This window comes from Streptomyces sp. GC420, from assembly GCF_009916105.1.
Taxonomy (GTDB): domain Bacteria; phylum Actinomycetota; class Actinomycetes; order Streptomycetales; family Streptomycetaceae; genus Streptomyces.
This window is the reverse complement of record NZ_JAAAXQ010000798.1, coordinates 1-851: the sequence shown is the minus strand read 5'-3', so window position 1 is coordinate 851 and position 851 is coordinate 1. Positions and strand designations below refer to the sequence as shown.

Here is an 851-nt window from a genome sequence, read left to right as displayed (position 1 = left end):
ACAGGGTTTCTAGTTGGGGGTGGGTTTGGTTGAGCGTGTGGGGGTGATCCCGTTCTGGTGTTGCGTATTCGCGGTTCGGTGTGTACTGTAGTTATCACGAGGTCGGGGGAACGAAGAACCGGCCGAGAAACCACCTACTGACCCTGTTGGAGGGGATCTTCATGTCCGGTACCCAGACGTTCACCACCCCGGCCGGTAACACCTACTCGTACGCGGTCGAGACGGGCGAGAACGGCGAGGCGGTCTACGACCTGTCCCGCGTCCTCCAGGACGGGGTGTTCCCGATCGGCACGGTCGTGGTCCACCCGAACTGGGAGCTGTTCCCGAAGGTCGCGGGTCTGCTGAACGTCCAGTTCGGCAAGGGCAGCGCGACCGACCGCCACGAGCGGACCGACGCCCCGAAGCTGGGCGACATGGACCTGCCGTACGTGGTCGGCAGCCACCTGGTCAACCCGGCCGACCTGACCGCCGAGACGGACAACGGGGCCGCGCCGCTGCTGAAGTTCCGCAAGCGGATGCAGGGTGCGGCCTTCGAGACCAACTCCCCGGCCGAGAACGCGAGCCAGGACACCTTCGAGAAGGTCCGCGACCTCGTCACCGGCCTGGTCACCACCTACCAGGCCGACAAGGCCACCCCCAAGCGCGAGGCCACGTACACCACGTTCCTCAACACCCAGCGCGCCGAGGCCGTCCAGACCGAGATCAACAAGCTCGACGGCAAGGCACAGGCACTCGCCTTCATCCGCGCCGAGCTGGTCGAGAAGCTCAACAGCTACAAGACCGCCTAAACCACCGACCAGGGCAGAGCGGCCCCACACCCCACCAGGGGCCGCCCGCGCCCACCACCGGCC

At 66.4% G+C, this 851-nt stretch carries 1 protein-coding gene; it reads left to right on the top strand.

The genetic code is table 11. From position 1 onward, the window contains the following. The first annotated feature begins 161 nt into the window (after window positions 1-161). On the top strand, window positions 162-788 hold the full coding sequence (locus GUY61_RS38680) for a hypothetical protein (protein WP_166634947.1): 627 nt from the start codon (window positions 162-164) through the stop codon (window positions 786-788). Window positions 789-851: the final 63 nt, after the last annotated feature.